The 23,732-nt window shown below is 46.1% G+C and carries 18 protein-coding genes; 8 read left to right on the top strand and 10 right to left on the bottom strand.

The features are described 5' to 3' along the window. Nucleotides 1-7: 7 nt before the first annotated feature. Both ACMUEV_RS09570 and ACMUEV_RS09565 read right to left on the bottom strand, forming a co-directional pair. On the bottom strand, nt 8-784 hold the full coding sequence (locus ACMUEV_RS09570) for a TrmH family RNA methyltransferase (protein WP_190652954.1): 777 nt from the start codon (nt 782-784) through the stop codon (nt 8-10). 69 nt (nt 785-853) lie between these two features. Beyond that, a complete protein-coding gene (locus ACMUEV_RS09565; RefSeq protein ID WP_190652953.1) occupies nt 854-2,059 on the bottom strand; it encodes a phosphoglycerate kinase in 1,206 nt (401 codons plus the stop codon). 114 nt (nt 2,060-2,173) lie between these two features. Between ACMUEV_RS09565 and ACMUEV_RS09560 the strand changes: the two genes are divergently transcribed. From ACMUEV_RS09560 to ACMUEV_RS09550, 3 genes are all read left to right on the top strand, one after another. Next, nucleotides 2,174-2,572 carry a universal stress protein gene (locus ACMUEV_RS09560; RefSeq protein WP_017289329.1) on the top strand — a complete coding sequence of 133 codons (399 nt, stop codon included), beginning with the start codon at nt 2,174-2,176 and terminating at the stop codon, nt 2,570-2,572. A 157-nt stretch (nt 2,573-2,729) separates the two neighbouring features. Continuing rightward, nucleotides 2,730-3,566: a ribosome biogenesis GTPase YlqF gene (gene ylqF, locus ACMUEV_RS09555; RefSeq protein WP_017289331.1), complete on the top strand. Its 837-nt coding sequence runs from the start codon at nt 2,730-2,732 to the stop codon at nt 3,564-3,566. Between the two features lie 50 nt (nt 3,567-3,616). Next, nucleotides 3,617-4,819 (top strand): sensor histidine kinase, encoded by a 1,203-nt coding sequence (locus ACMUEV_RS09550; RefSeq protein WP_190652952.1) that lies wholly within the window; start codon nt 3,617-3,619, stop codon nt 4,817-4,819. 78 nt (nt 4,820-4,897) lie between these two features. On the opposite strand, the gene ACMUEV_RS09545 is transcribed toward ACMUEV_RS09550, so the two are convergent. After that, complete coding sequence (locus tag ACMUEV_RS09545; RefSeq protein ID WP_190652951.1) at nt 4,898-5,398, bottom strand: orange carotenoid protein N-terminal domain-containing protein; 501 nt, start codon at nt 5,396-5,398, stop codon at nt 4,898-4,900. Nucleotides 5,399-5,547: 149 nt separating this feature from the next. Here ACMUEV_RS09545 and ACMUEV_RS09540 point away from each other — a divergent pair, with 149 nt between their 5' ends. Both ACMUEV_RS09540 and ACMUEV_RS09535 read left to right on the top strand, forming a co-directional pair. Next, on the top strand, nt 5,548-7,845 hold the full coding sequence (locus ACMUEV_RS09540) for a glycoside hydrolase family 31 protein (RefSeq protein ID WP_190652950.1): 2,298 nt from the start codon (nt 5,548-5,550) through the stop codon (nt 7,843-7,845). 237 nt (nt 7,846-8,082) lie between these two features. Beyond that, nucleotides 8,083-9,012: a patatin-like phospholipase family protein gene (locus ACMUEV_RS09535; RefSeq protein WP_190652949.1), complete on the top strand. Its 930-nt coding sequence runs from the start codon at nt 8,083-8,085 to the stop codon at nt 9,010-9,012. A gap of 86 nt (nt 9,013-9,098) precedes the next feature. On the opposite strand, the gene ACMUEV_RS09530 is transcribed toward ACMUEV_RS09535, so the two are convergent. From ACMUEV_RS09530 to ACMUEV_RS09515, 4 genes are all read right to left on the bottom strand, one after another. Then, on the bottom strand, nt 9,099-10,043 hold the full coding sequence (locus ACMUEV_RS09530) for an FTR1 family iron permease (protein ID WP_190652948.1): 945 nt from the start codon (nt 10,041-10,043) through the stop codon (nt 9,099-9,101). Between the two features lie 82 nt (nt 10,044-10,125). Beyond that, nucleotides 10,126-11,127, bottom strand: a complete 1,002-nt coding sequence (locus ACMUEV_RS09525; RefSeq protein ID WP_017289337.1) for a helix-hairpin-helix domain-containing protein — start codon at nt 11,125-11,127, stop codon at nt 10,126-10,128. A gap of 121 nt (nt 11,128-11,248) precedes the next feature. Continuing rightward, nucleotides 11,249-12,250, bottom strand: coding sequence for a multicopper oxidase domain-containing protein (locus tag ACMUEV_RS09520; RefSeq protein ID WP_017289338.1), 1,002 nt, complete (start codon nt 12,248-12,250; stop codon nt 11,249-11,251). Between the two features lie 259 nt (nt 12,251-12,509). Further along, nucleotides 12,510-14,717, bottom strand: a complete 2,208-nt coding sequence (locus ACMUEV_RS09515) for a transglycosylase SLT domain-containing protein (RefSeq protein ID WP_190652947.1) — start codon at nt 14,715-14,717, stop codon at nt 12,510-12,512. A 189-nt stretch (nt 14,718-14,906) separates the two neighbouring features. Here ACMUEV_RS09515 and ACMUEV_RS09510 point away from each other — a divergent pair, with 189 nt between their 5' ends. The 3 genes from ACMUEV_RS09510 (at nt 14,907) to ACMUEV_RS09500 (ending at nt 19,982) form a co-directional block, all read left to right on the top strand. Further along, the gene (locus tag ACMUEV_RS09510; RefSeq protein ID WP_190652946.1) at nt 14,907-16,367 is read left to right on the top strand and encodes a leucyl aminopeptidase; all 1,461 of its coding nucleotides are present in this window, start codon (nt 14,907-14,909) and stop codon (nt 16,365-16,367) included. Nucleotides 16,368-16,549: 182 nt separating this feature from the next. Beyond that, nucleotides 16,550-19,267, top strand: a complete 2,718-nt coding sequence (locus ACMUEV_RS09505; RefSeq protein ID WP_190652945.1) for a PAS domain S-box protein — start codon at nt 16,550-16,552, stop codon at nt 19,265-19,267. Nucleotides 19,268-19,379: 112 nt separating this feature from the next. Further along, entirely contained in the window at nt 19,380-19,982 is a 603-nt protein-coding gene (locus ACMUEV_RS09500) for an NAD(P)H-dependent oxidoreductase (RefSeq protein ID WP_190652944.1), read from the top strand. Here the strand turns inward: ACMUEV_RS09500 and ACMUEV_RS09495 are convergent. The 3 genes from ACMUEV_RS09495 to ACMUEV_RS09485 all read right to left on the bottom strand — a co-directional run bounded on the left by ACMUEV_RS09495 (nt 19,961) and on the right by ACMUEV_RS09485 (nt 23,695). Next, nucleotides 19,961-21,268 carry a hypothetical protein gene (locus tag ACMUEV_RS09495; protein WP_190652943.1) on the bottom strand — a complete coding sequence of 436 codons (1,308 nt, stop codon included), beginning with the start codon at nt 21,266-21,268 and terminating at the stop codon, nt 19,961-19,963. The two genes, ACMUEV_RS09500 and ACMUEV_RS09495, sit on opposite strands and share 22 nt — an antisense overlap. A gap of 54 nt (nt 21,269-21,322) precedes the next feature. Then, complete coding sequence (locus ACMUEV_RS09490; RefSeq protein ID WP_190652942.1) at nt 21,323-22,549, bottom strand: hypothetical protein; 1,227 nt, start codon at nt 22,547-22,549, stop codon at nt 21,323-21,325. Between the two features lie 483 nt (nt 22,550-23,032). After that, nucleotides 23,033-23,695 carry a DUF924 family protein gene (locus ACMUEV_RS09485; RefSeq protein ID WP_190652941.1) on the bottom strand — a complete coding sequence of 221 codons (663 nt, stop codon included), beginning with the start codon at nt 23,693-23,695 and terminating at the stop codon, nt 23,033-23,035. Nucleotides 23,696-23,732 lie beyond the last annotated feature (37 nt).

Below are 23,732 nucleotides of genomic sequence, written 5' to 3'. Positions count from 1 at the left end.
ATCGATATCATATCTTTTCTTGCTGTCTTCGGGCTTCGTACAGGATCAAAGCAGTCGCGATCGCAACATTCAAAGACTCTACTCCTGGAGCTAATGGAATAGTGACTTGAATATCTGCGAGTTCAATCAATTCATCAGACAATCCGGCTCCCTCATTTCCCATCAAGACCAAACTCGGCTGAGTAAAATCAATTTCCCAGTACGTTTGAGTTGCAGTTGGAACGGTTGCAATGACTTGCATTCCCTGTTGTTTTGCTTTCTGAATATCAGTTCTGAGATCCGAAGTAGACATCGGTAGGCGGAACCATTGCCCAGAAGACGATCGTAAAACTTTTGGACTTTCTAAATCCACACAATCGGCACTCAGCCAAAGTCCTTCTACTCCAGCAGCAGCAGCGGTGCGAATGATTGTGCCGAGATTGCCAGGGTCTTGAATCGTTTCGAGCGCTAGACCGAGTTTTGTAAACTGAACGGGCTGAGTATGAAAGCGATCGACAGTTGCGACAATTCCATCGGGTTCAACGGTGGTTGCGATCGCTTTTAAAACTTCCGGTGAAACCTGCTCGATGCGGCTCGATCGAGCTTGAATCTTTTGCCATAGCGATTCATGATTTTGCTGCCAATGCTCGGTATAGCAAACCGTATTCAGCTCAACCCCAACTGCACAGGCTTCTTCAATTAAATGCGTTCCTTCCAATAAAAAAAGCTGCTGTTCTCGCCGTTCTTTGGCGCGATGCAGCTTTCGGAGTTGCTTAACTAATGGATTTTGGAGACTGGTGAGCATGACAGAAAGTAGGGAGTGGGGGGCAAGAATCTAGAATACTATCTCCCCACTCCCTACTCCCCAACAAACTTACGCTTCGTCTAGCGCTGCAATTCCTGGAAGCTCTTTACCTTCGAGCAGTTCCAAACTTGCACCACCACCTGTAGAAATGTGGCTCATTTGATCCGCTAAGCCAACTTTCTCAACGGCTGCAACAGAGTCGCCACCACCGATGATCGTGGAGGTTCCTTTGGGAGTTAATTCTGCTAGGGTATGTGCGATCGCTTCGGTTCCTTTCGCGAATTTGTCCATTTCAAATACGCCCATCGGCCCGTTCCAGATCACGCTCTTGCACTGTTCCAAAGCGGCTTGGAAGGTTTTCACAGAATCGGGACCAATGTCTAAGCCCATCCAGCCGTCGGGAATGTTGTCAACGCTGACGGTTTGGGTATTCGCATCAGGCGCGAAATTGTCTGCAACCACAACATCGGTTGGGAGGAGTAAATCTACTCCTTTTTCTTTGGCTTTCGCTTCTAAGGCTTTTGCCAATTCCAATTTGTCTTCTTCAACCAAAGACTTACCGACTGCCAAGCCGCGCGCTTTGTAGAAGGTGAAGACCATACCGCCACCGATTAGCAGTTTGTCTACTTTGTCGAGTAGGGTTTCGATGACACCGATTTTGCTCGAAACTTTCGAGCCACCGACGATCGCAGCTAATGGACGTTTGGGGTTCTCGATCGCGCTTTGCAAATACTCTAGCTCTTTCTCGATCAACAAACCTGCAACCGAAGGCTTCAGATACTTCGTGACCCCTTCAGTCGAAGCATGCGCCCGATGCGCAGTTCCGAATGCATCGTTAACATAGAGATCAGCAACAGATGCCAATTTCTCAGCAAATGCAGGATCGTTCTTTTCTTCTTCTTTGTAGAACCGAACGTTTTCGAGCAGAACGACATCACCGGGCTGCATTGCATTCACGGCTGCCGTTGCTTCGTCGCCAATACAATCATTGGTTTTGACGACGGGTTTACCCAGAAGTTCTGACAGGCGAGTGCCGACGGGGGTGAGACGATATTTATCTTCGGGACCGTTTTTCGGACGACCAAAATGGCTGCACAAAATCACTTTTGCGCCTTTGGAAGTTAAAGCGTTGATTGTTGGCAGCGCGGCACGAATTCTCGTATCGTCAGTGATATTGCCTTGTTCATCTAACGGTACGTTAAAATCTGCGCGAACCAAAACACGCTTGCCTTGTAAATCGGCGGACGATAAATCATTAATAGTTTTCTTCGGCACAGTGCTGGCTCCTAAGTGAGTCTTTCTACCTATTTCTTATTTTTCCATTAATCGCGTCACCTACGATCGAAGATTCTGCGATGCTGATAAGTAAGTTGAGAAATTCTGGACATTATGTTTAAAACTGTGTTGTTTCCAATCGATGAAAGCCGCGATTCTCGTCAAGCCGTCGAGACTGTTGTAGAGCTTGTCAAATTTCACCAGAGTCGCCTGATTTTATTATCTGTGGTGGAAGCAAATTCTGATCACCCCGATGCAATGGCTTCGGCAGAAGCGGTAGCGAATTTGCTGCAAAATGCAAAATCGGTATTTTCTCAGAGTGGAATTGAAGCAGAAGCGATCGAGCGTGAGGGCAAGCCTGCCTTTACGATTTGCGATGTTGCAGATGAGATAGGGGCGGATCTCATTATCATGGGCTGTCGAGGATTGGGACTGACGACCGAAGGCGCATCGGATAGCGTTACGAATCGGGTGATCAGTCTTTCTCCTTGTCCTGTTTTAGTCGTTCCTTAATCGGATAAAAAAAGTCGGGCAATTGCAGGGAAAGCGGGCAATCGTCTCCGCTCAATTTTCACTCTCAATTTCCGCAATCCGTGCTGAGGTCGAAGCATTTGTTTAACCGATAAGAGCGCGATCGTACTAGCATGGATTGTCACTCTAGATCTTTGCTATGTCTTCCCCGCCGATTCAATGGTATCCCGGTCATATTGCCAAAGCTGAAAAAGCGCTGCTCGAACAGTTGAAGCGCGTGGATGTCGTGCTAGAAGTTCGAGACGCGCGGATTCCGCTTTCGACGCATCATCCGCAGGTCGATCAGTGGATTGGAGAGAAAGGGCGGATTTTGGTGATGAATCGGATGGATATGATCCCGCCGAAAGCTAAAGAGCAGTGGACAGAGTGGTTTCGCGATCGCGGAGAGGAGCCTTTATTCACAGATGCTCAGCATGGCAAAGGAATTGAAGCGATCTCCAAGGCGGCTCAGGCAGCCGGGGTGAAAATGAATCAAAGACGGCTCGATCGAGGAATGTTGACACGTCCGGTTCGTGCAGTGGTGATTGGATTCCCGAATGTCGGTAAGTCGGCTTTGATTAATCGGTTGCTGAAAAAGCGAGTGGTCGAAAGTGCTCGGCGCGCTGGCGTGACTCGGCAATTGCGATGGGTGAGAATTTCCGATCAGATTGAGCTACTGGATGCACCGGGAGTTTTGCCGAATAAATTGACGAATCAGGAGGCAGCAATTAAGTTAGCCATCTGTGATGATATTGGAGAGGCCGCGTATGACAATCAGCGAGTTGCTTCAGAGTTGATTGAACTGATCAGATCGTCTTCGGCATTGGAGACCCGATATGGATTGGAACTTGGAGATTTAACCGGAGAAAGTTATCTCAAAGCTTTGGCAGAGGCGAACTATAAAAATGATGCAGAGCGGACAGCGCGGCAGATTTTGACGGATTTTCGCAAAGGCAATTTAGGCGCGATCGCATTAGAAATGCCTCCCGAAGATTAATCTTTCGCTAGATAGGCTCTGGATTTTTTCGACTCACCTACAATCTTCGCATGCAGGATTTTAGTCAGTTACTCAAAGACAAAGTGGATTTAATTCGGCATGACTGGGCAGATGCTGTCGCTCACGATCGCCAAATTCCCAGCGCAGAAAGTCTGAGTCAAACTGCGATCGAAGATCACATTGATTTAGTCTTAGTCGCAATGTCACAAGCATTGTCCCAGATTGAAGAAGATGATACCGCAGCAGTTGAGGCAGCTAGTATTTCTCATGGGGTACTGCGGGCGAATCAGGGATTTGATCCGACAGAAATCGCCCAAGAATATCATTTGCTGCGAAAAGTCATTTTTGAGAGTATCCGATCTGAATTGCTCAAAGGAACGGCTGAAGAATTATTTCGAGCGGTCAATGTGATTGATTCTGTCATTGATTCTGCGATCTCACAGTGTTTTAAAAGCTATGTGAATGAGCGATTACAGGAACTTGAGCAAGTTCAAAGTCAGCTTTCGTTGACGGTTTCAGAATTGAAGCGATTAGCTCGATCGAATGAAAATAGCCTCGCGACTTTGGCACATGAACTGAGAACGCCGCTGACCTCGATTATTGGATATGCCGACCTGTTTTTAAGACAATCGAAACAGGAGCATGATACCTCTGGCATCCGCAAACGTGACCGTGATTCGCTTTCGAGCTTAGATCACATTGAGCAAGTTCTACAAGGTGGGCGAAGACTACTACGATTAATCAATGATGCGCTGGAGCTATCGCGATACGAAGCGGGGAAAAAGCAGGTCATTCCAGAAGCGATCGAAGTATCAGAGTTGATGCAAGCGGTGGTGAAAGTGATTCAGCCCTTAGTTGATAATCGCAAGTTGCAGCTAAAGGTCAACCTTGAGATTGCACCGAAACAAGTCATTAGCGATCCGCTACGATTGCAGCAAGTTCTGACCAATCTGTTGAGTAATGCAGTCCGCTATACAGAGACAGGGACGATCACGCTAACCTGCCAAGAACTCAGTCATAATCGATGGTCGATTTCTATTGCTGATACTGGAATTGGCATTGCGCCAGAAGATCAGTTACGTCTGTTTGTCCCATTTGAACAGGTTGGGTCATTCAAGTCGCCGGATAGTACGGGGTTAGGATTAGCGATCGTAGCTCGGCTAGTAGAACTATTGCAGGGTCAGATTTATCTTTCATCGCAACTCGACGAAGGCTCAACATTTACGGTGATTTTGCCGATAGAAATTGATTAATCTCAATCTCTTGTAGGATTTGGATTTCGACTCCGCTCACCCCATGCAAAGGGCGAAGCGAAGCCGAAATGCAGCTATTTACAATCCGGTTTCAGAATCGTGTTCGACAGCGTTCGGGTCAACGCCCATCGGTGCAACATAGTTCCGGAAGAAAGTAATTTGTTGCTCAAATTCCATTGCTTTTACACGATCGAGCAATTGCTGTGCCTCTTGAGGAAGCTGATAATCTACTGGCATCGGGATGATCGTTCCATTGTCCATTCCCTGTGATAAGAGATACCAGAACAGCAATTTTGTTGTATCTCCCACTGCACCGTATTCCCGAGTCAGTTGAGTATTTCGACGAGCGATCAGATCACGCTGAACGTTTAATTGTTCTTCACGAGGCAGATCTTTGACTTGATTAAACAATCCTTCTGCGATCGCTGGAGAAACCGTACTAGCTCCAGGAGCAGCAGGCGTAACTGCTCCACCCATTTCCTTGTAGATAAAATAGAACAATGCAAGCTGTGTATCCGCATCTAATCCCTGAAATGCTTCGACTAAATCGCTAGCAGTGTTTGAAGTTACGTAAGACATAAAATAATTCTCATTCGACCCCAAAACCGTAACAAAGCGAACAAACTCGCTCGACTCGCATTAGACAGACGTTTTAACCTAACTGAAGACAGAGGCATGATCCCGGAATCCTCAGCACTGTAGAAAGCGATGTTTCAGCCTTTCGACTTATGCCTCAAGTTTTTGGAAAGCTCCCGACCACCCGACAGCCTTGGATTTCCTTAGGAAACGTCGATCACATTGAAAAGCACGATCGCGGAGTAATTCTCACTTGTGGCACAGCAAAGCTAAGGCTCACGATTCTAGCTGCTAACCTCGTTCGAGTTCAACTTGCACCCCAAGGTGAATTTCTTCCAAGGCGATCGTGGGCAGTCAATCGACCCGATGAAGAATGGGAGCAAGTACCATTTGAGCTAGAAGAAAACGAAATTAGAACCTCTCAAATTCGAGTCGTGATTCAGCGATCGCCCTGTCGGATTCAATGGTTTGATCAATCTGGGCAACCCTTCGCGCATGATACAGACATGGGCTGGCGAATGGGTCAAATTGCCTGCTGGAAGCGGATTGAAACAGAAGAGCATTTCTATGGATTCGGAGAGAGAGCGGGACTGTTAGATAAGCGATCTGAAGTCAAGACCAATTGGACAAAAGATGCGCTAGATTACGACGCGATCGACGATGAAATGTACCAAGCTATTCCATTCTTCATCGCACTCCGTCCGCAGCTTACCTATGGCATCTTTCTCAACATTACACACCTCAGCCAATTTGATTTAGGTGCGTCTGAGCCAGGAATATGGCGAATGCAAGCTCAAAGCCAAGAATTAGACTACTACGTGATTCACGGTGATGCTCCAGCCCAAATTTTAGAAACGTATACCGCTTTAACCGGACGGATGCCTTTGCCGCCAAAATGGGCACTTGGCTATCATCAATGTCGATGGAGCTATGAAACGGCTGAGGTTGTGCAGCAAATCGCGCATGAATTTCGATCGCGCAAAATCCCCTGTGATGTAATTCACTTCGATATCGACTATATGAATGGATATCGAGTGTTTACTTGGAGTCCAAAGCGATTTCCTGATCCAGCCAAGTTGATCCAACAGCTTAAACAAGAAGGCTTTAAAACCGTCACGATCGTTGATCCAGGCGTGAAGTATGAACCAGATGGAGACTATCTTCCCTATCACGAAGGCTTAGCAAAAGATTGCTTTGTTAGAAATGCAGATGGCAGCTTAGTTTATGGGTACGTATGGCCTGATAAAGCTGTCTTTCCGGATTTCCTACGGGCTGAAGTTAGGCAATGGTGGGGAGAATGGCAGCGTACGCTCACAGAGGTCGGAGTCGAAGGCATTTGGAATGATATGAATGAACCTGCTCTCACCGATCGACCTTTCGGTGATGAAGGAGTCCATATTCCTTTTCCCATGGATGCGCCTCAAGGCAATCCTGGAGAAGGGGGAACTCACGCAGAAACGCATAATCTGTATGGCTATAACATGGCAAGAGCTTCAGCAGAAGGATTAAGACAGCTTCGAGATCAGCGATCGTTTGTGCTAACTCGCTCTGGCTTTGCTGGAATTCAGCGCTGGTCGGCTGTATGGACAGGAGACAATCAATCGCTGTGGGAACATCTCGAAATGTCATTGCCGATGCTGATGAATTTGGGACTCTCTGGAGTGAGCTTTGTTGGTTCGGATATTGGTGGATTTGCTGGCAATGCAACGGGAGAGCTTTTTGCTCGGTGGATGCAAATCGGAATGTTTTATCCATTGATGCGCGGGCATTCTTCGCTGACAACTGCACAACACGAACCGTGGGTATTTGGAGAACGAGTTGAAGCCATTTGCCGCGAATATATCGAACTCCGTTATCAATTGCTACCTTACCTCTATACCTTGTTTTGGCAATCTTCTCAGACGGGCGCACCGATCCTTCGACCTCTGCTTTATGAATATCCGAATGATTCAAAAACCTACCATCTGCATGATCAATTACTCCTCGGTTCGTATCTCATGGCGGCTCCTGTGTATCGTCCTGGCGTAGAGTGTCGAGCAGTTTACTTACCCGAAGGAACTTGGTTTGATTGGTGGACAGGTGAAAAATATGAGGGCAATCAACATATCTTGGCTCATGCTCCACTAGAAAGGATGCCGATGTATGTCAAAGCAGGAGCAATTATTCCCATGCAGCCAGTCATGCAGTATGTGGATGAACATCCGATCGCTCAACTGAAAGTCCGGATTTATCCAGGTGTAGGAGAGTTTACGCTGTACGAAGATGATGGTCGATCGCTGAATCCAGACTATCGAACGACTACTTTCCAGGTGAACGATACGATCGTCAAAATTCAGCCGAGTCATGCCGTTCGCGATCGCACAATGCTGGTCGAAATGGTCGGAGTGGGCGAACAATCAGTTTCAGAAGATGGCAGTGCGAAACAATTGAATTTTCATTCCCATACCTAACAACAAGCTGAATTGTAATTCTTTTACTCAGTAGCAATGTCTCACTTAAAACTCATTGCAATGCGTTGCAATGAGTTATCGTTACCCAAGCCAAAACCATTACTTCAAGTCACTATGTAATCGACACAAATCCATTTCTGCTCCAAAATCAAAAATCTGCTGACGATCGAACCGTACAACCGGGGAACGCTGAACTTAATTGTTTAGATAATCGAACTCAGCGATTTCAGGGGACAGATGAAAAAAATTCTGAGCATTGATGGTGGTGGAATCCGGGGAATTATTCCTGCGCTGGTTCTCGCAGAATTAGAGCAAAAAATTGGCAAGCCGACTTCAGAAATTTTTGACTTAATTGCTGGCACTTCAACTGGGGGGATTTTAGCTCTAGCATTGAGCCAAGACGACGGACAGGGAAATCCTCAGTATTCCGCCAAAGATCTGATCCAGCTCTACGAGCAAGAAGGAAAAAACATTTTCCCTAAATCAGTGTGGCAAGATGTTTCTACCCTGTGTGGTCTAGCAGACGAAAAATATCCCAGAGAAGGCATTGATACAGTCCTGGCAAACTACTTTGGCTCGGCTCGGCTCGGCTCATGTCTGACCAAAACGGTAGTCACTGCATATGATATTCAAAATCGTGAACCCCTCTTTCTAAAAAGCTGGCGACCCGGACATCAATCCATTAAATCGGTTGATGCTGCACGTGCAACTTCGGCGGCTCCGACTTATTTTGCGCCTGTGAACATGTCGATCGAAAACAAAGATAGAGTGCTGATTGATGGCGGCATTTTCATCAATACGCCGTCGGTGTCTGCATATGTTGAAGCTTTAAGGATTTTCCCAGATGAGAAAGATTTTCTAGTCGTTTCTTTGGGAACAGGTGAGCTAAATCGACCGATTCCGTACCATCAAGCAAAAGATTGGGGAATCGTCGAGTGGCTCAACCCCTTGCTGAGTTGTGTGTTTGATGGAGTCTGCGATGCAGCCAACTATCAAATGAGCCTACTACTAGAAGGAAATTATTACCGCCTGCAAACCTGGCTGGATAAGGCAGTAGATGAGATGGATAATGTGAGCGATGAAAACATGGCAGCCCTGAAATCTGAAGCTGCTACTTTGCTCAAAGAGCATCAAGATGACATTCAGAGACTGTGTAGCATTCTATAGGCATCGAAATTTTCGGGGTCTAGCCGTTACGTGTATTGAGTGTGGGGAGTGGAGAGCAAGTTGGAGGTGGGTTCTCTCTATCAGATTTATTGGGATGAATTAGTAGGTTTACGGCGTAGGGGAAATACAGATCGTCCTAACAACGATTGAAAATAGGCTCCACCAACTGTAATTAAAAAGACGAAATATGCGATCGCTTGAACCAAATACAAGCGATCGGTATACCCCAACAATGCGCTCAAAATTGAGCCTGGAAACTGTTCAGCAGGCATGATCTTGCTGAAATTCCACACCATTGGACCTAAAACACAATCTCGATCTTGAGGTTTCGCAAATCGTTCATAGTAAAAACAAAGCGAAGCCGATTTGCGATCGACTTGAGCTAATGCGTTCATGCCAGCATCAAAATGTCCCAGTGCTGTGACAACTAAGCCCGAGACAATCATCAACAGCAAGATGCCCATGATCATAAAGAACTTCCGGATATCTAGCCGAACTCCATATCGAAACAGCAGTGCTCCAATACCAGTGGCAAACCCGATACCAGCCAATGCTCCTAGAGTTGGAACGACTCCCTGCTGAAACTTCCCTGCAATAAATAAAACGGTTTCAAATCCTTCTCGCACAACGGCAAAAAAGATCAGTCCAAAGATCCCCCAACCTGCTTGAGCATCTTGTTTGATGGTTGATGCGATCGCACCTTCCACATCCTGCTTCAGCGATCGGGCATTCCGAGTCATCCAAATCAGCATCCAACTCAAACAAGCGATCGCAAGCACACTAAAACTGGCTTCTAAAAATTGCTCGATCGAAACTCCTGCTGTGCCTGCCTGTTCTACAATCCATCCAAATAACATTCCAATCATTCCACTTGCAGCCAGCCCAACACCAACGCCAGCCCAAACCCAACCTTTCAAATTCCGTCGATTCGCTTTATTCAGGTATGCCAAAACAATGCCAACAATTAAAGCAGCTTCAACACCTTCACGTAGGGTAATCACAAAGGTAGGGATTGCAGAACTCAGATCCATAATCACTCCAAATAACATTCAATCCTTAGGAGTCAGAGTTTTACAAGAACTCTGACTCCTTGCCACATATAGAATTTAGCTTTTAAGAAGCCTTGGCTACCTTTTGAGTGTTGCCCTCAATCTCTTTGACGAGCGCTGAAACCTGATCACTGGTTTTAGCAGGAGTTGCAGGAGGCGTAACTGCTGCCCAGGTTGTGGTCAGTTCAGCCATTTTCGTTGAAATGACTTGATGAGCGTCCGGCTGCGTCTTCAGCATTGCATCAGAAATGCCCTTATAGAGTTCATTTGCATAAAGCACAAAGCCGCGCGAATCCTGGTATTCAATCACTTGAGTAATTTTATTGTTTGCGATCGCGGCTCCATACTCTGAGTTTGCAGTATCTAATAATCCATTGATGACTTGCAAGACAAAGGCAGGATTTTGACGTTGCGATTCGGGTAACGCATTGATGGCGGTATCAATTGCCTTGATCGAAGTATCATAGCCAGAAGCAACTTTACTCGCATTTTTTGCACCTGCCTTGACTTCATCTTGCAGTGCAATCAGCGGATCTTTGAATTCTGGAACTTTGCGATCGTTCAATTGCTCTTCCACATCGGCATAAATCTCTTCGACAGGATGCCCAATATGAGGTTCTGCTTGATCCGGCTTTTGCAGGTCAAGTAGCTCTTTTGCAACATAGAGATGCCCTTTCATCAAACCGAGCTTCGTCATGTAATCAACATCTCTGGCTTCACCTTCGAGTTTAATATCCTCGATCGTCACCATGTCTTTGATTTGATCAAACTGAGCTTGATTGATCACATTTTTAGCAACTAACTCTTCCGTTTTTCCATAGGGACGACTTGCTTGGATTTTATTAGAAAGCGCAGGAACACCGAGCTTTGCTTCTAGCTTATCTAGCTCGGACAAGATCGCACTGTTAATGTTAATCTTTCTACCGCCATGTGCAGGCTGGCTCGCGGTTGTCGTTGTTGTAGGAGCAGAGCTTGTATTGTTCGCAGTCTGAGAACTACAGGCGATGAGCACACTCAATCCTAGAGCGCATAGGAAATAAGCAAGGAATTTAAGTTGTTTCAGCATGATGGTGTTGATGAAGACAGAAAGAGATCGTTTTATAGGAAAAAACCTATCTCAGGGATTGAATTTAGTCATTGTGTAGCTTAAGTAGAATCTTTGTCAATAATGTGATTATTAAGTTCAGCTAAGCTTTTGAATTCGCAATCACCTCAAACGCGCCCATGCAGCCAGATTCCGCGATGTAGTCTTGATGCGGATGGAACATAAATTTGCCCGTGTGATGAAAACTAAACTCTAAAATATGCCGTTCTGCGGTTCCCATCGTAATCACATCGGTTTCTTCACTCGGTTCTAAGGTGCGTCCTGTGCGATAGACCCGGAACATATTGGCATGGAGATGAAACGTTGCAACTGGATCGAATTCGATGAGATTCAAGACATAGAGCCGAATCAGTTGATCTTGCTGGATGGGAATTGGATGCTTCATGTAGTAATCCGGCAAGCCATTGAAAGCAAAAAGCTCGTTTTTACGATCGTCATTGACGTCATAGCCTGCCATGATCAACACGATTTCATCGGCAGGCGGTCGCGGAGTCGGGGGATCAACAATGAACATACCGTATAGACCTTTGCCTACATGTCGCGAGATTGGCTCGATATGACAGTGATAAAGATGCACGCCAAATGGCTCTGCGTCAAATTCGTAGATCTGAACAGCATTGTGTTTGACAGGTTTTACGCCATCCATTTCAGCCGAGTGGACTCCGTGAAAGTGAAGTGAATGCGAGTGCCCGGCTTTGTTGTAGAAAATCACGCGAATGCGATCGCCTTGGGTTGCCCGAAAGGTTGGTCCTGGAACTCGTCCGTTCAGATTCCAAGTGACAAAAGACGTGGATTGATTGAGTTGCAGCGCCGAGGTGCGGGCTTCGACTCGAAATTCTCTAACCGTTCGCCCATTTTCCTGAGTGACTGTGCCGTAATCAAAATCGCGCAGAACAGCCGCCGGATTCGCTGCATCTTTGGTTTGAGGAATGTCAAACGGTGGAACAATCACGTTTTGACGGTTTTTTGACTGAGCGAGCAGGTTGATTCCAAAAGCTGAGCCAGCGAGTCCTACACCGGATAACAGCCCTAATTGGATCAATTGTCGTCGGCTTAAATGTTGAAAAAGATTAGAAGCTGGCATCGCAGATTTTGAGAATAAACGAGAAGTCGATCGCTCAAACTTCGTCGCTCAAAATTATCAATTATTCTGGATCTGGAATCAAGTGTATTAATAATTATTGTCAGTAATGTTTGCGAAAAGCTCAGCCTTTCGGATTTCTAACGTGCTTGCAGTCAACTTTTGATGCCGATCAAATTTGATCCCGAATCAAGTCAAGCGGACTGATTCGGGAGACTGAACGGGATCACTGGAGTAGACTTTAACCAAAGCAAATCTATTTCTATCGATCGCGTTTTACCTGAGCAACTTTCTGAGAAATTTCAGGATTGTACAGCCGCAAATAGTTCCAATAGTTACCGAGCACTGCTTTCACATATCCATAGGTTTCAGGATAAGGAATCGCTTCAACAAACTCATCTGGATCTTGCGATTTTGCTTTGCCAAGCCAGCCTGCAACTGCACCAGGCCCAGCATTATAGCTTGCTACGGCTAGCATCGAATTGTTGTTATACTCCAAATGCGTATGATCCAAATACCAGGTTCCAAACTGAATACTCGTTTCAGGATCACTGAGTTTGTACTCTTTCACCTTGATATTATTTGCAATGAAAGCTCCCGTCTCAGGCATCACCTGCATCAATCCCACAGCACCCACACTCGATTTGATATCTGGCTCAAATCGAGACTCTTGCCGAATCAAAGCTGTCACGAGCATCGGATTCATTTGCCGTTGCTGTGACCAGTTTTCAATGTAATTCACAAACGGAAAAGGATACAGTGCTTGCCAATACGCAGGCTGTTTTCTCAATTGTTCATACTGAGCTTTTTCTTCTGCTTTTTCGCGATCGCGCAGACTCCCAATCATATACAGTCCGTCTAGATTTTCGCCCACACCCAATCGCATCACACCATCGGTAAACTGTTCGGCGATCGAAGGTTGAACTCGATTCCGAAATTCAATCTGCCAATGCGACCAAGCATCGCGTTCTTGACCTAACTGATAAAGTTCTTTTAGCGCTGGAGATCCGGCTGGTAATTCGGCTCGGAGACTAGGTTTTTCTACTTTTGGATTCAGCGATCGTACCGTATTGAAGTCGCCGACATTCCAGCCCAAAATTGCAGCCGATCGCCAAGCATAATAAGACTCATAATGCTCACTGAGCACTTTCTGAAACAGTTGGGCTGCTTGATCATTGTCGCCCAATTTTTGTGCCCATTTACCCGCCCAGAATCCAGCTTCAGCGGCAACTTCACTGGTCGGATTGTTCGTCAGAACTGGCTCTGCCCACTGTTTTGCCAGTTTGATATTGCCTGCTTTGGCAGCTTGCTGAGCATAAGTCCAGCGCATTTCTGCGGCAGCATCGGATTGAGCATATTGAGTCAAAACCAACTGACGAACTTGAGCAGCTGTCTTTTCGCTTTTCATTTTGTCGAGGAGTTTTGACTTCTCAACTAAGGCAGTCGGCGCACGATCGGGAAAATTCTGAGCAATTTGATCCAAATATGCGATCGCGGTTTGCGGCGTTTCTGCTAACTGAGCCAACCGAGTCAAGGCTAATCCGGCTTCATCCGACTGCGGAAATTGTTGAATCATTTGGCGGTAGCGTTGCTCTCCCCCCGGCTTGCCGCTGAGATGTAATCCTCTCGCAGATCGATAAGCCGTTAAGGGAGTTTGAGGCGCGCGCGAATACGCGATCGCACCTTTGTCATACACTTGATTTTCCCAGTATCCAAATGCGATCGCGTCCCAATCTTCAGGCTTTAACTGGCTACCAAACTCTGCAACCAATTTATCCATTAATGCCGTATACCCGTCGCTGGTGATGCCATATTTCGCAACCAGCATCAGCAATGGAAGCTGTTTCGGATTTTTCTTCAAAAGCGTTTTAGCAATCTCAACGGTTCTCGGATGAGAGGGAAATTGAGCGATCGCTTGATTCCAATATTGAGGATCTTTTTTGCCTAACTCAAAGAGAGCTTCTACCGTGGCAGGCTCTTTCGGGTATTTTTTCACGACTGCTTGCCATGCCTGAGCCGCTTCTTGGCGTTTGCCTGCGACTTCATATGCCTGAGCACGTTTCACCCCAATCTGCGCTGCCAAAACTGGATAATTTTGCTCTAAATCTTTTAACTGCTCTAGCGCTTTATCGCCTTGCTTTTGTGAAATAAAATCTGTTACTAACAAATAGCGGGCGCGATTGCGCTCTAGCATCGTGCTCGACCGATCGGCAGCAAACTTTAGAGCGTCTGTCCGTTCTCCTGCAGGCTTTGTCACCAAAGGACTGATGACTTGGCTCGGTGTGCCGATTCCGCTCCCCTCAGATTGTCCCTGAAACGACTGGAGCGATCCCATCAAGCCATTCGGTGCTTGAGACGCTTCTTTGAGTTTCTCAACGGGTAATAACGCTCCTGCAATCAACCCGATCGCACCCGCGCCACCCGCTAACATCAACCAAAAACGCCGCTCTTTCAACAGTTGCTTCAGCATTCAAACTCTTCCTGGAAAAGGGGGCAGATCTACGCAGAACTCTAAGCAGTTATAGCAAAGATTCACCGAAGATGAGGAATAAATCAGCACATTCAATGAAAGTATTACGTATGACATTTCGCGACGGTTTCGAGCGTTTTGATCGATACTGAATATCAGACATTAAGAACCCACAGTTTAGGGATAGATATGAACGTAACAGTCACGGGAACGTCGCTCCTCGATTGGTCAGGAGATGGTCTAGCGATCGCGTTATTTGAAGGCGCAGAATTATCTGGCGATGTCGCTGCGCTCGATCAAAAACTGTCCGGTGCGATCGCAGAATTAATCGCAGAGGTAGAATTTAAGGGAAAATCAGGCAATACTGCCTCAACTCGTATCGCAGGCAGTTCTATCCGTAAGATCCTATTAGTTGGACTCGGCAACCCTGACGATCTGAAATTAGAAAAGCTCCGCCAAGCGGCTGCATCGGTTGCAAAATTGGCAAAGCGCGAACGGTGTAAAACGCTTGCACTCAGTTTCCCGACCGTTGAGGATGCAGCAGCGACGACGCAAGCGATCGTAGAAGGACTCGAACTGGCGTTATACAAAGATGTGCGCTTCAAGTCAGAGCCGGATCAAAATGGCAAAATCGAATCCGTCGAACTGCTAGGTTTGGTAGGTCAAGAAGCGGCGATTCAAAAAGCTCGCCAAATCTGTTCGGGTGTATTCCTAGCCCGTGAACTCGTTGCGGCTCCTGCAAATTACGTTACGCCGATCACGATGGCAGAAACGGCGTTAGCGATCGCCAATGAGCATGGTTTAGAAATTCAAATTCTCGAAAAAGAGGATTGTGAAAAACTTGGCATGGGCGCATTTCTTGGCGTTGCTCAAGCTTCTGATTTGCCACCCAAATTTATCCATCTGACCTACAAGCCGCAAGGCACGCCGAGACGAAAACTGGCGATTATCGGTAAAGGACTGACCTTCGATTCGGGCGGTTTGAATATTAAAGGGGCGGGTAGCGGCATCGAAATGATGAAAACCGACATGGGAGGAGCGGGCGCAACCTTAGGAGCTGCAAAAGCGATCGCTCAACTCAAACCCGATGTCGAAGTGCATTTTATTACTGCCGTCACTGAAAATATGATCAGCGGGCGAGCCATTCACCCAGGCGACATTCTCACCGCCTCAAATGGCAAAACGATCGAGATCAATAACACCGACGCAGAAGGACGATTAACCCTTGCAGACGCATTGGTATATACCGAGAAACTGGAAGTAGACGCGATCGTCGATCTCGCAACGTTGACCGGAGCTTGTGTGATTGCTTTGGGTGATAACATTGCGGGCTTGTGGAGTCCGAACGATGAACTCGCAGATCAGCTGCTCAAAGCCAGTGGAGAGTCCGGTGAAAAACTGTGGCGGATGCCGATGGAAGAGAAGTACTTTGAGAGTATGAAGTCGGGCATTGCAGATATGAAAAACACGGGTGCGCGTGCTGGTGGTGCTATCTCCGCCGCAATCTTTCTGAAGCAATTTGTCAAAGATACGCCTTGGGCGCATTTAGATGTAGCAGGTCCCGTTTGGGCAGATAAAGAGAATGGCTACAACGGAGCAGGCGCGACTGGATATGGAGTGAGATTGCTCGTTGATTGGGTGATGAGTTAAGCGATCGTAATTTGTGAGATGAACTGAGTCATCTCACAAATTACCAAGATTCGTACTGAGTTAAAACCATTACTTGATGTAAGAGCATGACTTAAGTTCTCTCCCCAGACAAGAATTCTTGAGAAAAGTTCAACTCTTTTCTCAAGAAGGGAATTCTGGGTAAAACTCCTTCTCTCTTACTTATGGCAGATGACAACCGCAGGCTCTTGGAGCTACACCGTTTTCCCATCGGTCTGAAACAAAATCCGCTTCAACTTCTGAACCATCTTTGGGAAGGAGTAAGTTATGGGCTTGCTCTGCTAGAAGTCTTAAAGCAAGAACAAACATTTCGCTATATCGCAGCAAATTCAAAATTTGCTGCGATGAGTTCTACTGATATTGAACGTTTAATCGGTCAAACTCTCAACGAAGCTCTACCAACAGAAACCGCCCCAATCTATCATGACTGTTGTTGGCAGTGTATTCACTCAAATCAACCGATTACTTTTGAACAAAGCTTTGATCGCAATGGACAGAAAAGTTGGTGGCAGATCACGATCAATCCTCTGAAAAATCAAGACGAACAGATTGATCAAGTCCTGATTAGCGCAATTGACATCAGCGATCGCATCCAAATAGACATAGAACAACAGCAAGCTTATGCCACTCTGGCAGAAAGTGAAGCAAAATTCCGTCATTTAGTTGAAAATGCGAATGATTTAATCACAACCTGGACTTTAGACGGTACGATTACTTACCTCTCTCCCGGTTTTTATACCCTTTACGGTCATTCACCCGACAAGTGGGTCGGTCGATCGTTTGCTCCACTTGCTCATCCTGACGATCTGCCTGGATGTCTCATGGCAAGTCAACAAGCGGTTGAAACAGGCAAAAAACATTCAGGTATTGAGTTTCGGCGACAGTACCAACAAGGGAACTGGCTGTGGTCATCGATCAATATGGTGCCGATTCAAGATGCAGACGGATCAATCACATCCGTGCAAGGCATTATCCGAGATATTCATGCCTCCAAACAGCAGCAAGCGGCACTTCGCTTCATTGTCGAAGAAACCGTGTCGAAAACTGGAGACGAGTTCTTTCGCAGTTGTGTGCGATCGCTGAGTGAAATTTTTCAAACGCAGTACGCTTTTATTACTCAGTGTACTGATCAAACTTATTCTCAGTGTGACATGCTGGTGCTCTGGACAGGGCAACACTTTGCCGAGCCTTATACTTTTAATCTGGCGAAAACACCTTGCGAATATGTGTTGCAGAACAAAGTGGGTCTCTTTCTAGAATCGCTGCAAACTCAATTTCCAGATGACCCCAATCTCGCGACTTTACAGGCTGAAAGCTATCTCGGTGCAGCGATTACCGATTCTCAAGGTCAAGCGATCGGAACGATCGGGGTCATCGATACGCGACATTTCGCCGAGAATGTGGAAACCGCTCAATCTATTTTGCAACTTTTTGCGGCAAGAGTTGGCGTAGAAATGGAGCGGAATACTGCCGAAGCTGCACTCAGAGAGTATGCGGAACGTCAAGCCTTGATCAATCGGTTAACGAATCAGATCCGGAATTCACTCGATGTGAACAGTATTCTCGAAACTACGATTCAGGAGCTTTACACATTACTCCAAGTCGATTGGTGCGCTTTTACTTGGTACGATCCAAGCGTAACGCCTGCGGTTTGGAAGGTTGTCGCTGATCAATCTCATCATCAATCGAGTTTGGTGGGTTCCTGTTCACCTGATCTCATTGGCTCAACGGATGAAATTATCCCCCACCTAGATACAATTCGCATTGATCAAGCCGAGAGCTATCAAGAACCGAGCCATCGAGCCTCTCTGATGGCATCGGGAGTTCAGTCACGGCTCTGTGTTCCCATTCAAACTCAACGGGAACAGATCGGCATGATTCTCTGTGACCATCAGCAACAGCAGCATACCTGGACAGATCGAGAAGTTGAGCTAGTTCAGGCAGTTGCCGATCAACTCGCGATCGCAATTAATCAAGCCGATCTCTATGAGCAAAGTCGGAGCAAGAGCAAGACACTCCAAGCAACCTTGAAAGAGCTACGGCAAACTCAAGCCCAGATGATTCAGAGTGAAAAAATGTCGAGTTTGGGGCAGTTGGTCGCAGGAATTGCTCATGAGATCAATAATCCGGTCAACTTCATTCATGGCAATGTGAATTATGTGGATGAATACGCTCGCGGTTTATTAGAGCTTGTGACGCTCTATCAGCAAAGCTACCCCGAATCGACGGATGCAATCTCAGAGAAAATCGAAGACCTAGATCTCGATTTTGTTCGCCACGATTTACCTAAGCTTTTAGACTCGATGCAGGTTGGCACTGAGCGAATTCGAGAAATTGTGAAATCACTGCGTTTGTTTTCTCGGTTGGACGAGTCCGAATTTAAGCCTGTCAATCTTCATGATGGGATTGAGAGTACGTTGATGATTCTACAAAATCGTCTCAAATCAAGGCAAAGTGACTCTGAAATCGAAGTCATCAAAAATTATGGGGCACTTCCCCTCATTGAATGCTTTGCTGGACAACTCAACCAAGTGTTTATGAATATTCTCACCAATGCGATCGATGCTGTGGAAGAGAAGCGATCGCGAATTCCATCTCATCCTGCGACCATTCAGATTACTACGGCAGTCACCGAGGATCAGCAAGCGATTATCCGCTTTACAGATAATGGGATTGGAATTCCAGAATCGATTCAAGCACAAATTTTTGACCCATTTTTTACAACCAAGCCGATCGGTCAAGGAACAGGGATGGGCATGTCGATTAGTTATCAAATTGTGACTGAAAAGCATGGTGGGCAGATCACCTGTCACTCCGTTCCTGATCAAGGAACGGAATTTGTGATTCAGATTCCGATTCATCAAATCTACCTTCAGAACTAAGCTGAATGTGCATAGGCAGGGGCAGCATCTTGTCCAAAAATGCTGACATTTTTGCCCATCCATTTTCATCAGCGTGTACTGCAAATTTCAAGTTCTATCAATTGATTTTGCTATGAAATGTCTTGTTGTGATTGCTCATCCACTTCCAGATAGCTTGTGTTACACAATGGCACGTTCTGCGATCGCGGCACTCACTGCCGCAGGTCACGAAGTCGAAATCGAGGATCTCTATCAAAACAGCTTCTCTCCAGTGATCACGAGCAGTGAACGTCAAAGCTATTTTCAGCCTCCGTTCGATGCAACGACTGTTCAGCCACAGGTTGAACGGTTGCTTGCTGCTGAAGCAGTTGTGCTTGTCTTTCCAACCTGGTGGTTTAGTCTACCTGCCATTCTCAAAGGTTGGTTTGATCGAGTGTGGTCACCGGGTCTTGCTTTCGACCATGCGCCTCAGCCGGGTGGTTTACTCCAGCCAAAACTTCACAACCTTCAGAGAGCGCTTGCGATTACATCGCTCAATTCGCCTTGGTGGGTTGATTACCTCCTGTTGTGGCAACCTGTGAAACGGGTGCTCAAGATGGCAATTTTGGGCATGTGTGCTCCTAGGTGTCGGTTTGGAATGTTGACCTGCTACGAAGCCGAGTCGCTGACTCAAGAAAAAGTTGAGCGATTTTGTTTGCAGATTCAGAAAACGATTCACAAATGGTCTGCCTCATGAGCTTTGCCCTGACTGCCATAGTTCAGAGAATAGGCTTCGGATTTTTGCTCTGCCTCGAATGCTCGCATCCGTTCATTCATGTTTTGAATAAAATTGCGGAGAAAGGTCTTGAGTCTGGGTGTAGTGTGTTGAGATTCCACACCTTTTGCTAGAAATCGACCCACTTGATTGCGATGAAAAATGCGCCATTCCTTCATCACTTCCCATAAGGTAAGTTTTAGGGATTCGAGCTGCGCTTTTTGTGCAGGCGGCATTTGAGCACAAATTGTGTCAAATGGAGCATGTGTCTGACAAGACTCTAAGATTGCAGCCAGTTCCGGTAGGAGAAAAGAGCGGGATGCTCTTACTTTCTCCAGGTACGGGCTTGACTCAGACGTAAAGCCGAAAAACTCATCCAGAAAAGGAACCAAAAATCCTGTGACACCAGGCGTGCTTTTACGTTCTGAAAGCTTAATTGCAGGAGTAAATTGAGCGATCGCGAGTGCTTCTTTAGGGATGTCTTGGTTTGCTTCTAAGTGCTGCGTCAATGCTTCGATCGACCATCGAATCATCACTGCTAAACAATCTGCCACTCTTTCAGGAGATTGATGTGTGACGAAAGCGTTCAGGGCTGTTTCAGCCCAGGCACAAATTCGCCGACCCACAATTTCAGAGTACAGAAATATCTTGAGAAATTCGCAATACATCTGTCGATGCTGAACATTCTCGTGATTGCAAAACTGCATCGCAGATTGTGCTAACCGAGTTCGCTGATGCAGAATTAAGCGATCGATATTGTGAAGTTCCTCCAACGGATCGGTATAAATCGGCAGATCGGATAGGTTACAGGAAAAGTTGCAGTAAACCAGCGCGGTGAGCGAGGTAGATGCTTCAATTCCCAAGCGATTTGCGACGACTGTCCAGAGCGTCGATAGCTTTTCTGGAAATTGAATTGACTGCTCACTGACGATCGGGGTGGCTGCTAGCTTTTCAGGATCTTTTTCGATATAAGGGCGACGAAATCCTAATGCTAAATAGGTCAGCAGGGCAAGATAAGCCGCTAATTGGTTGGGATTATCCGTGATGTCAGGATGAAAGTCTTGCAAGAACGAATTGATCGCGGCTCTTGGATCTGCCTCTGCGGCTAAAATTTGCGGCAGTTGATCTCTGACAAATTGGCGATCGCAGGCTGAAATCAGGCGATGCTCTGCAATAAAAGGCCAATGCTCTCCCCACTTTGTATTGAATTGAGAGAGGCTCGCTAGAGTTTCTGATACGCCTTGATTGGTTGCTACAGTGACTTGCATGGTTCGACGGCACCTAAATAATGTTCAGTTTGACAATAACCTCGTGCAAAAGACCTAGCTCTTTGCGGATAAACGAGAGGGTTGAACCGAACCGTGTGAAGCTGCTGCTGGAATTCGCAAAGCCTTGAGCGATGCATAATAGCGATCGGCTTCACGGCGTTTGTTGGAAGCTTTAGCATTTTGATGATTAACCCAAGCTCTTTGAATCAAGCAAAAGCTTGCATGTGAATAAATCCATGCCCCAAAATGCAGCCAGGATAAGAACCAAGGCACACGTTTACCGATTGGAGTTACGATCGCAAGCCCGCCACAGGGTAAATTTCTGGTGTGGCGAATGTAGCTCTGCGTTTGGTAAGTCTGCATCCAAACTTGAACCATTCTCGGAACCATCTCGATCGCGCTGCCGCGTCCCGGACAGGATCGATTGCTGGCAACACCAAAAATAAACGTTTGTCCAAGCCAGTTTTTAGCTTGCCAGCGCTGCCAATTGTATTGAAGCGCATCTTTGCCAAAGATATCAGTTCGACGGTGATAGTTTACGTAATTGAGGCTGTATAGACAGGTACTATCATTGCTAGGTCTTGTCGATCGCGTGAATAACGGATATAACCTCAATGCTTCATAAAAAGCGAGTGCAAATTCATCCAAACTTGTCGGAGTTGGGGCATGTTGTGCGAGAGCAATCACCGTATGTGCAAAGCCCTCGCTCAGTTCATCCACACTCGAAACAATGAGTGCAAAGATCACCTCATGAATGTTAGTAAAAGTTTCCTGCAACTCTAATTGAGGGTTGAGTCCTAGCTTGACAGCATCAGCCACTAATGCGATCGCATTTCGCCTAGATTTTATATCAACTGTTTCCCTGTTCTTGACGACCATCAAGATGTTATGAGCCGCTTTGACTACAAGATCGGGGTTAGGGCAGGCTCTAGCAAAAAACGCAAACCAAACTTCATCCAAGACCGCACCAAAAGCAGAATCTCGAATCGAGCAAACAGGATAAGCTGGTGGATTCGATGCCCAGTAAGCTTTGAGGCGATTTTCAAACCCCTGTTTACAGTTGCTCTCAAGGACTTTAGAAACCTGTTTTGCTAGCGAAGAAATCGCTTCAAACTGAGGATCTTCTGAATCAATGTTTTCTAGAAAACGATGACCAACGGGAGACATGGAATAGAAAAGGCGATTTTGCCGAGGATCTTTCGATCGATTCATCGCAGATTTAGACAGATACACATTCACAATGTCCTTGACAGGACATTGTGTTAAATCCTTTACTTCCATAAGTGCTGTCGTGTCGTTAGGGATAAGACCGTTGAAGCAATCCAATCGATCGAACTGCTTCCATTGCTTCTGACGTTAGAGATCGCTTCACGTTGCAACGAAACTATAGCCTGAGTGCTTTAGCCTCTAGAGCAGCAGTAGAAAATGACGGTAGAAAATTGCTATTTAAGCCCCCTATACTCACTTGAACGAAGTGAGCTATCGAATAGGCTTGATTTAGGTAGATACACTATGTAGTTATAGAAACTTTCTAGCATTAGTCTTCAGACTTTGTAAAGCCTGAAGACTATTGGGACACTTAGTATGTGATACCGCAAAGTAGAATAATAACAATCACATCAGGCTTGCCCTTGAAAAGGCAAAAAATGTTTCTCTAAAAGGTTAAATTAAAGACGCAAGCTATTAAACAATGGTACAAATCGAGGAGAATACTGATTCGTTTTTGTAAGAAAAGAAACAATTATTTCGGCAGAAAATCAGCAATTATAGTGACTGTTGTTGACTATACATCCACTGGGGTAAATTACCTTGTAAAAACTGCTCTTCTTCGGGGGTTGATTGTCGATTTAATGCGCGATTGCGATGAGGAAATCTGCCGAAGTGCTGAATGACTTTATGGTGTTGTTGTGCTTCAGGATAAACTTGAGCGAGTTGCTGCTTGACCTTCTCACTCAACCAGTTCTGAGTCAGTACTTCTTGGGCAAACTGCTGACTTAGATGAAGAGAGCGTTCCTGAGTTTCTTTGTTTTCTGAATGACTCAGGCAAATGAGAATCATGAATTGATGACTGAGACAAATCGGAGAAGCTAAGCCCATGTCACCAGGATGGGTAGATTCTAGAAAACGATTCGCCCAAAAAAGTGCTTGCTCATCAAAAGCAAATGCTCTTGCAGTCCGCCGAAAGCAACCTCTAGTAATTTGATCGTAGAGGATTACTCTGGCGAGTTGTCCCTCAAGTGTATCCGTCCAGGTTTCTGTCTCTGGCGATACTGAATCCCACAGGGATTGCTGTATATCGTCTTCTTTGCCCCCAAACCAGCGATCGAAGGAGTCGTTTAGATTCGGTAACTGAGCAAGAACGGCATTCGAGGGACAGTATTCAAACCAGTAGTTCAGAACTTGATGCATTGATGTAGGCTGGTTCATGTTCTACCTGTTTGAACTATTGGGGTTAACTTGTACC

This window comes from Leptolyngbya sp. FACHB-1624 (assembly GCF_047649235.1).
GTDB lineage: Bacteria > Cyanobacteriota > Cyanobacteriia > Leptolyngbyales > Leptolyngbyaceae > Leptolyngbya > Leptolyngbya boryana.
This window is presented reverse-complemented; position numbering and strand designations above follow the sequence as displayed.

Excerpts from the sequence above, each read along its gene's own strand:
- ACMUEV_RS09530 (WP_190652948.1), bottom strand. The coding sequence starts at position 10,043 with ATGGATCTGAGTTCTGCAATCCCTACCTTTGTGATTACCCTACGTGAA.
- ACMUEV_RS09570 (WP_190652954.1), bottom strand. The coding sequence starts at position 784 with ATGCTCACCAGTCTCCAAAATCCATTAGTTAAGCAACTCCGAAAGCTG.
- ylqF (WP_017289331.1), top strand. The coding sequence starts at position 2,730 with ATGTCTTCCCCGCCGATTCAATGGTATCCCGGTCATATTGCCAAAGCT.
- ACMUEV_RS09525 (WP_017289337.1), bottom strand. The coding sequence starts at position 11,127 with ATGCTGAAACAACTTAAATTCCTTGCTTATTTCCTATGCGCTCTAGGA.
- ACMUEV_RS09485 (WP_190652941.1), bottom strand. The coding sequence starts at position 23,695 with ATGAACCAGCCTACATCAATGCATCAAGTTCTGAACTACTGGTTTGAA.
- ACMUEV_RS09495 (WP_190652943.1), bottom strand. The coding sequence starts at position 21,268 with ATGCAAGTCACTGTAGCAACCAATCAAGGCGTATCAGAAACTCTAGCG.
- ACMUEV_RS09560 (WP_017289329.1), top strand. The coding sequence starts at position 2,174 with ATGTTTAAAACTGTGTTGTTTCCAATCGATGAAAGCCGCGATTCTCGT.
- ACMUEV_RS09520 (WP_017289338.1), bottom strand. The coding sequence starts at position 12,250 with ATGCCAGCTTCTAATCTTTTTCAACATTTAAGCCGACGACAATTGATC.
- ACMUEV_RS09550 (WP_190652952.1), top strand. The coding sequence starts at position 3,617 with ATGCAGGATTTTAGTCAGTTACTCAAAGACAAAGTGGATTTAATTCGG.
- ACMUEV_RS09515 (WP_190652947.1), bottom strand. The coding sequence starts at position 14,717 with ATGCTGAAGCAACTGTTGAAAGAGCGGCGTTTTTGGTTGATGTTAGCG.
- ACMUEV_RS09500 (WP_190652944.1), top strand. The coding sequence starts at position 19,380 with ATGAAATGTCTTGTTGTGATTGCTCATCCACTTCCAGATAGCTTGTGT.
- ACMUEV_RS09490 (WP_190652942.1), bottom strand. The coding sequence starts at position 22,549 with ATGGAAGTAAAGGATTTAACACAATGTCCTGTCAAGGACATTGTGAAT.
- ACMUEV_RS09535 (WP_190652949.1), top strand. The coding sequence starts at position 8,083 with ATGAAAAAAATTCTGAGCATTGATGGTGGTGGAATCCGGGGAATTATT.
- ACMUEV_RS09510 (WP_190652946.1), top strand. The coding sequence starts at position 14,907 with ATGAACGTAACAGTCACGGGAACGTCGCTCCTCGATTGGTCAGGAGAT.
- ACMUEV_RS09540 (WP_190652950.1), top strand. The coding sequence starts at position 5,548 with ATGCCTCAAGTTTTTGGAAAGCTCCCGACCACCCGACAGCCTTGGATT.
- ACMUEV_RS09505 (WP_190652945.1), top strand. The coding sequence starts at position 16,550 with ATGGCAGATGACAACCGCAGGCTCTTGGAGCTACACCGTTTTCCCATC.
- ACMUEV_RS09545 (WP_190652951.1), bottom strand. The coding sequence starts at position 5,398 with ATGTCTTACGTAACTTCAAACACTGCTAGCGATTTAGTCGAAGCATTT.